The 6,875-nt window shown below is 64.8% G+C and carries 10 protein-coding genes and 1 pseudogene; 9 read left to right on the top strand and 2 right to left on the bottom strand.

The features are described from left to right. Positions 1–210: pseudogene (locus ACIRA7_RS13825) on the bottom strand (AAA family ATPase); the annotation flags it as partial. 115 nt (positions 211–325) lie between these two features. Further along, positions 326–643 (bottom strand): BsuPI-related putative proteinase inhibitor, encoded by a 318-nt coding sequence (locus tag ACIRA7_RS13820; protein ID WP_396221431.1) that lies wholly within the window; start codon positions 641–643, stop codon positions 326–328. 401 nt (positions 644–1,044) lie between these two features. On the opposite strand from ACIRA7_RS13820, the gene ACIRA7_RS13815 reads away from it, so the two are divergent. From ACIRA7_RS13815 to ACIRA7_RS13775, 9 genes are all read left to right on the top strand, one after another. Next, positions 1,045–1,323, top strand: coding sequence for an AtpZ/AtpI family protein (locus ACIRA7_RS13815; protein ID WP_396221430.1), 279 nt, complete (start codon positions 1,045–1,047; stop codon positions 1,321–1,323). A 26-nt stretch (positions 1,324–1,349) separates the two neighbouring features. Next, on the top strand, positions 1,350–1,706 hold the full coding sequence (locus ACIRA7_RS13810) for a hypothetical protein (RefSeq protein ID WP_396221429.1): 357 nt from the start codon (positions 1,350–1,352) through the stop codon (positions 1,704–1,706). 21 nt (positions 1,707–1,727) lie between these two features. Continuing rightward, entirely contained in the window at positions 1,728–2,666 is a 939-nt protein-coding gene (atpB, locus tag ACIRA7_RS13805; RefSeq protein WP_396221428.1) for a F0F1 ATP synthase subunit A, read from the top strand. Positions 2,667–2,836: 170 nt separating this feature from the next. Further along, positions 2,837–3,106: an ATP synthase F0 subunit C gene (gene atpE, locus ACIRA7_RS13800; RefSeq protein ID WP_396221427.1), complete on the top strand. Its 270-nt coding sequence runs from the start codon at positions 2,837–2,839 to the stop codon at positions 3,104–3,106. A 66-nt stretch (positions 3,107–3,172) separates the two neighbouring features. Beyond that, positions 3,173–3,775: a F0F1 ATP synthase subunit B gene (gene atpF, locus ACIRA7_RS13795; RefSeq protein WP_396221426.1), complete on the top strand. Its 603-nt coding sequence runs from the start codon at positions 3,173–3,175 to the stop codon at positions 3,773–3,775. After that, positions 3,775–4,332 carry a F0F1 ATP synthase subunit delta gene (locus ACIRA7_RS13790; protein WP_396221425.1) on the top strand — a complete coding sequence of 186 codons (558 nt, stop codon included), beginning with the start codon at positions 3,775–3,777 and terminating at the stop codon, positions 4,330–4,332. The genes atpF and ACIRA7_RS13790 overlap by 1 nt, the downstream gene beginning before the upstream one ends. 169 nt (positions 4,333–4,501) lie before the next feature. Continuing rightward, complete coding sequence (locus ACIRA7_RS13785) at positions 4,502–4,879, top strand: cupin domain-containing protein (RefSeq protein ID WP_396221424.1); 378 nt, start codon at positions 4,502–4,504, stop codon at positions 4,877–4,879. Between the two features lie 151 nt (positions 4,880–5,030). Beyond that, positions 5,031–6,020, top strand: coding sequence for a sugar phosphate nucleotidyltransferase (locus tag ACIRA7_RS13780; protein WP_396221423.1), 990 nt, complete (start codon positions 5,031–5,033; stop codon positions 6,018–6,020). Next, positions 6,017–6,875 (top strand): Gfo/Idh/MocA family protein (locus ACIRA7_RS13775; RefSeq protein ID WP_396221422.1); only part of this gene is annotated, 859 nt, incomplete at its 3' end. The genes ACIRA7_RS13780 and ACIRA7_RS13775, both read left to right, overlap by 4 nt.

Here is a 6,875-nt window from a genome sequence, read left to right as displayed (position 1 = left end):
CTGGGCCACCGTCTGCACCAGGAGCGTCTTGGCCAAGCCGGGCACGCCGACCAGCACGATATGCCCACCGGCGAGCAGCGCCGTCACGAGGTCGTCGACCACCTGGGTCTGGCCAACGATTCGCTTCCCGATCTGCGCGGCGAGTTCGCGGCGCGCTTCCGCGAGACGATCGAGCAGGGCGAGGTCGTTCTCGACAGGCGGAGTAGTCACAAGAGCGGTGTGAGATGCGAAATGGACGAGCCCGGAAACACATACGGACGCCCACGGGCGTCCGTTGTACGACGACAGAATGTAACGCGCGGCGCGGCGAGCGCGAGCGGCACCACTAGCGCAGGGCGAAGTCGACGCGCTGCTGCACCGGATAGTTCTCGCTGCGTAGCGACGCCACCAGCGTGTAGTGCCCCGGCGACGGCGGCGACCAGCGCTCGTCGTAGACCACTGAATCGTTCACGTCGAGCAGGCGGTTCTGCATGGCCTGCGTGAACAGGCGGCCGGCGCTCCAGCGCCACACTTCACGGCCGGCCTCGTTCAACACGACGAAATCGTGCGTCCGCCCGTCGGGGAAGTTGAGCTCCACCCGCTTGCGCGAGTCGTTCGCGACTTCGATCGCGAATCGCACCACCCCGCGAGCTGTGTCCACCATGACATGAGACGTAACGCCTTTCTGACCGCCCACGGGAGGGCGCACACCGGCAACCGGGCTCGGCGTTCGCGGACCACACGCGAACATGAGGACGGCGGCGGCCAGCAGTGGAACGATGATGCGCGAAAGCATCAGGGAGAGGGGCGGATGGTCGGGGCGCGGATGACGATGCCCATGATGAGCACCGACATATGCTTGGACGACGCAGGGTCACAATTCGGTACTCCGCCACGTTATCAACGGCACCTGTGGCTGTCAAGCCGCAATTGACCAGCTAAGTGACGATGGCGCTTCGCATTTCGGCGTGGGGCGTTGCCCATACTCGCGAATCGGTGTTTGTTCGGTTTCGGTCATTTTGATACCTTGCGAAAAATTTCACAAGCCTCTAGCTTCCGCCCCGCATGGCAGAGGAACAGCGGACTTCAACACCCGGCTCGACGCCGCCCGGCGAGCAATCGCCGTGGGCGCTCGCCGGACTCGGCATGCAGTTCTTCGCGGCCATCCTGTTTTTTGTATTCGCCGGTAATTGGCTCGACCGCCGGTTCGATACATCGCCGCTCTTCTTACTAGGGGGGCTGTTCGGCGGCGGGGGAGGAGCGTTCTACACCAGTTATCGGCGCCTCACGAAGCCGGTGACTTCACGATCCACGGACGACACTGATTCGTTGCTGAAGCCTTGACGACCGATCGTGTTGCCCCGACGAGAATGCTCCGCGCCGTGCTCGGCTTCACCGCCGCGCAGATCACGTTGGTGCTGTGCGCTGCGTTCATCATGCAGCGGTTTGTCTGGACCGATCTCGAGTCAGCCGGAGCGGTGCGCGCCAGTGCGTGGCTCGCCGTGATCGTGCAGACGTTCACCTTCGCGATCGCGATGCTCGTCGCGCGGACGCAGGTGATGGCGGGGTGGGGACTCGGGGTGCTGCTGCGGTTCGCCACGGTGGCGTTCTGGGCTTTCCTGGGAGCCAAGGCGTTGGGGTTGCCGTCCACCCCCGCGTTGATGTCGTTGGTCGTTTTTTACTTCGTCTCGACAGTGATCGAGCCGATCTTTCTGAACGCTCACTAAGACCTGATTCGGATGCAGTCCATGCTCCGCTCGTTGTCCTGTGCCGTGCTTCTCGCCTTCGCGCCCGTCGCGCTGAGTGCGCAGGAATCCGCCGAACATGCTCCGGCCTCGCCGGCGGCCGGTCCGGTGGACTTCATCACGCCGCACATCACCGATGGCTCGCACCTCGAAATCCCGTGGCCGAACAGCCACCTCGCCAGGGAAGTCGAACTTCCGAAGTGGGCGCCGGTGCACATCGGTGGAATGGAAGTCGATCTCTCACCCACCAAGCATGTCGTGTTCATGCTGGGAGCGGCGCTGCTCGTGGCGGTGGTGCTGATCAGCGCCGCATCGGCTTCGAAGAAGCAGCACGAGACCGACGGCCGCACCAAGGGCTTCGCTGGGGCGATGGAAGCGATGGCGCTGTACCTGCGCAACGAAGTCGTGCTGCCGAACGTGGGCCATCACGGCGAGGCCTTCGTGCCGTTCGCGCTCACGCTGTTCTTCTTCATCCTCACCTGCAATCTGTTCGGGATGATCCCGTACGGCGCGACGGCCACCGGCAACATCGCGGTGACCGCCACGCTGGCCATCATCACGGCCATCGTCGTGGAAGTCGCGGGTATCCGCGCCAATGGCCTCGGCTACCTGAACACGATCTTCTATTGGAACAAGGACCTGCCGATCGTCATGCGCGTCGTGATGTTCTTTGTCATGTCGCCGGTCGAAATGGTGGGCAAGATCTCGAAGCCGTTCGCGCTCACCATCCGTTTGTTCGCGAACATGACCGCCGGACACATCGTGCTCCTCGCGCTCATCGGCCTCATCTTCGCGTTCCAGTCGTGGGCGTTGGCCGGCGTGCCGGTGCTCATGGCGACCGCGATCAGCATGCTCGAACTGTTCGTGAGCTTCCTGCAGGCCTTCATCTTCACCTTGCTGGCCTGCGTGTTCATCGGGCAGATCCGCGAAGCCCACCACTAGGAGCGTTCACTCTCCGGGCAGGTCCTCCCCCTGCCCATGAGAGCCGTAGCCGATCGAGCGATCGGTGATGCCCGTTGGGCCTCGGCCCGCTGACGGGACACGCGGTAGCTGATACCGCCGCCGGGAGTGCACTTCTCAACGACTATTTTCGGAGCGTTACGATGGAAATCATGGGTCTCCTCCAGGCCGCTGCGCCGGTTGTTCAGGATCCGAAGGGCATGGCCATGATCGGCGCCGGCATCGCTGCCGGTGGTGCCGTGATCGGCGCCGGCATGGGCATCGGCCGCATCGGTGGTTCGGCCGTCGAAGGCATGGCGCGTCAGCCGGAAGCCGCGGGTCGTATCCAGACCGCCGCGCTCATTCTGGCCGCGCTCATCGAAGGCGCCGCGCTGTTCGGCGTCGTGATCGGCTTCCAGATCCAGGGCAAGATCACGTTCTAACGTGTTCGCGTGTGGGGCGTCCATCCGGGCGCCCCGCCGCACTCTCTTCTTCTCGTGGACCTCTCCATGCTCGCTCTTTCCGCCCGCCGTATCGGCGCGCTTGCTACCGTGATCGCCGTCACCGCGTCTCCGGCCTTTGCGTCTGAGACTGCCGAAGGTGGCCCGCCGAATCTGCTCGACCCGAATGTCGGCGTGATGGCCTGGACGTTGGTCATCTTTGTCCTGCTGCTCGTCGTCCTCTCGAAGTTCGCCTTCAAGCCGCTCTTCGCTGCCGTCGAGGCGCGGGAAAAGGCGCTCGAAGACGCAATCGAAGGGGCTAAGCGCGATCGTGCCGCGGCCGAGTCCCTGCTCGCCGAGCAGAAGGCCCATCTCGAAACCGCGCGTACGGAGGCCCAGCAGATCATCGCGGACAGCCGCGCCACGGCCGAAAAGATGCGCACCGATCTGCTCGCGCTGACCAAGGCGCAGCAGGAAGAGATGATCGAGCAGGCCCGTCGCTCGATCGAGGGCGAGAAGGCCGCCGCCGTCGCCGCGCTGCGCACGGAAGCGATCGACCTCGCCATCGCCGGCGCCTCGCGCGTGATCGAGCAGAACCTCGATTCGACCGGCAACCGCAAGATTGTCGAGAGCTTTCTGGCGTCGCTCGACGGCGCCAAGGGTACGCGCTGATGCCAGCCGGCGTGCAGGGCGAATCGGTCGCCCGTAACTACGCCGAGGCGCTGCTGACCCTCGCGCGCAAGGCCGAGGATACGACCGGGTGGGGCACGATGTTGCGGCAGATCGCGACCGCGATCGAAACCGACATCACGCTGTTCCGCTTTCTCGAGTCGCCGCGCATCGCGGCCGACCAGAAATCGGCGGTGCTGAACAAGGCGCTCGGCGAGCGTGTGCCGCGCCTGTTTCTGCGCTTCCTGCAGCAGCTGGTGAAGAACCGCCGGCAGATGCTCATCCCGATCGTCGCCAACGAGTACGACACGCTGCTCGATGCGTCGACCGGCATCGTGCATGCACGCGTCACCGTCGCACGTGAAACGGGCGATGACGAGCGCGACGCGATTGGCCAGCGGTTGTCGGCCATCGTTGGCAAGACGGTGGTGCCGCATCTTGCCGTCGATCCGAGCATCCTCGGGGGGGTCGTGGTCCGCATCGGAGACACCGTGATGGATGGCTCGCTGCGCCGGAAGCTCGCCCTGCTGCGTCGCCGCATGGGCGTCTCGCGCGCCTGAGGCCGACTTGCGCATGTCGCGTTCATCGGGGGAGTGCACTGTGTGGTGCGCTCCCCCGATGCACATCCGGGCGAGCCCCACCATCCGGTCGTTTCGTTTACGCCGGGCTGGCGCCAGTCGTCCGAGAGCAGGGTAGCCCTATGATTCGTCTACGATTCTGGAGCGTTGCATGAGTGGTCGCGTTGAAGTCCGGCATGTACCGAAACCGTGGGGACACGAGACGATCTGGGCCCATACCGATCGGTACGTGGGCAAGATCCTGCACATCACGGCCGGACAGGCCCTGTCCGTGCAGTACCACGAGCGCAAAGACGAAACGGTCTTTCTCCTGCAGGGCGAAATGAAGTATTGGGTGCAGCTGCCAGGGGAAACCGAGCTGCAGGACCAGCGCCTGACCACCGGGCAGTCGTTCCGGATCACGCCGGGCACGATCCACTACATGGAAGCCATCACCGATTGCGATGTGCTGGAGGCCAGCACGCCGGAACTCGACGACGTGGTCCGCCTCAAGGATCGCTACGGCCGCGAGGGCACCAGCGCGCCGTGAGGCGCCGTCCGGGCGCCACGCGCCTCGAGCCTGTCAGGACCCCGCAGCACTTCGTACGGCGCCGCCCCTCCCCGAGGACGGCGCCGTTCTGCATCTTGCGTCGGTCTTCAGATACACCCACTTCCCCCAGCCACTCGGGACCGATTTCGCCATGAAGGTCATCATCCCTCTCGCCGGGAAGGGCACGCGCCTTCGTCCGCACACGCACGTGACCCCGAAGCCGATGCTGAAGGTCGCCGGCCGCCCGGTCATGAGCTACGTGATGGACGACGTGCTCACGCTCGGTAATGTGGAGCAGGTGGTCTACATCACCGGCCACTTGAAGGACAAAGTCGAAGCGTACGCGCGCGCGACCTACGACATCCCGAGCGTGTTCATCGAGCAGGCGGTGCAGGACGGCACCGCGGGCGCCGTGGCGCTGGCGAAGCCGTTCGTCGACCAGCCCGTGCTGATCATTTTCGTCGATACGATCTTCGATGCCGACCTGACCATGCTCAAGGACAGCGACGACGACGGCATCATCTGGACCAAGGAAGTCGAGGACTACCAGCGCTTCGGCGTCGTGGTGACCGACGAACACGGGCACATGACGAAGATCGTGGAGAAGCCGAAAGAGCCGATCTCCAAGCGCGCGAACATCGGCCTGTATTACATCAAGAACTGGAAGCTGCTGTACGAAGGCATTGACCATGTGCTCACCACCGCGCCGAACAAGGGTGAGTGGTACCTCACCGATGCCTTCCAGTACATGATCGATCACGGCGCCAAGATCAAAGTCGTGGATGTCGCCGGATGGTACGATGCCGGTCAGCTCGAGACGCTGCTCGACACCAACCGCACCATGCTCGAGAAGGGACGCGCCCGTCGCCCCGCTACCCTGGGGGAAGGCGCGACGATCGTCGAGCCGGTGTACATCGAAGATGGCTGCACCATCGAGCATGCGACCGTGGGGCCCAACGTCTCGCTCGGTGCGGGCAGCACGGTGCGCCATTCATCCATCACCAACGCGGTGATCGGCGAGCGCACCACGATCGAGCACGCGCAGCTGCACGACGCCTTCCTGGGCGACCGCGTGATGGTGCGAGGCGTGAAGGGCAGTATGAACCTGGGCGATGACTCCGACATCCGGATGGACACATGAGCGACGAATCAAACGGCAGCACCCCCGGCGAATCGCGAAGCGTGTCGCGCCGTGACCTGTTGAGCGGCACCGCCGCGGCGTTGGCGGCCGCGGCCGTCACCGGCACGCCGGCGCGCTTGCTCGCCAGCACCGATGACTGGCGCGTCGACCTGTCTCCGCCGCGCCAGGCCGGCAACGGCAGCATGCTCGGCGTGCCCTTCGAGAAGCACGCCACGGTGCGCATCGCGATCGTGGGCACCGGACTACGCGGGAGCTCGGTGCTGGGCGAACTGCTGGCCATCGAGGGCGTGGAGATCACCGCGCTTGCCGACATCGTGCCGGAGAAGGCGCAGCGCGCCGCCGACCGCGTGGTGAAGGCGGGGCGCAAGGCGCCGGCGCTGTACACCAACGGCGAGCGTGATTTCGAGCGGCTCGTGCAGCGCGACGACATCGACTTCGTGTACACCGCCACCCCGTGGCCGTGGCACACGCCGGTGGTGCTCGCCGCCATGCGCGCGGGGAAGCACGCCGGTAGTGAAGTCCCCATCGCGCTGTCGGTCGATCAGTGCTGGGAGCTGGTGGACACGTCGGAAAAGATGAAGCGGCACTGTCTGCTCATGGAGAACTGCTGCTACGGGAACAGTGAGCTCACCGTCCTGCGGATGGTGCGCGAAGGGGTGTTCGGCACACTGCTGCATGCCGAGGCGGCCTACCTGCACGATCTCCGCCAGATTCTCTTCGAGAATCGGGACGAAGGACTATGGCGTCGCATCCCGCACACGGAACGCGATACGAACTTCTATCCCACGCATGGGCTCGGACCGGTCGCGCAGTACCTCGGGATCCATCGTGGCGACAAGTTCGAATACGTCGTGT

The sequence above is a fragment of the Gemmatimonas sp. genome, from assembly GCF_044376735.1.
Taxonomy (GTDB): domain Bacteria; phylum Gemmatimonadota; class Gemmatimonadetes; order Gemmatimonadales; family Gemmatimonadaceae; genus Gemmatimonas.
The sequence above is the reverse complement of the archived record's forward strand: the minus strand, read 5'-3'. Positions and strand labels throughout refer to the sequence as shown.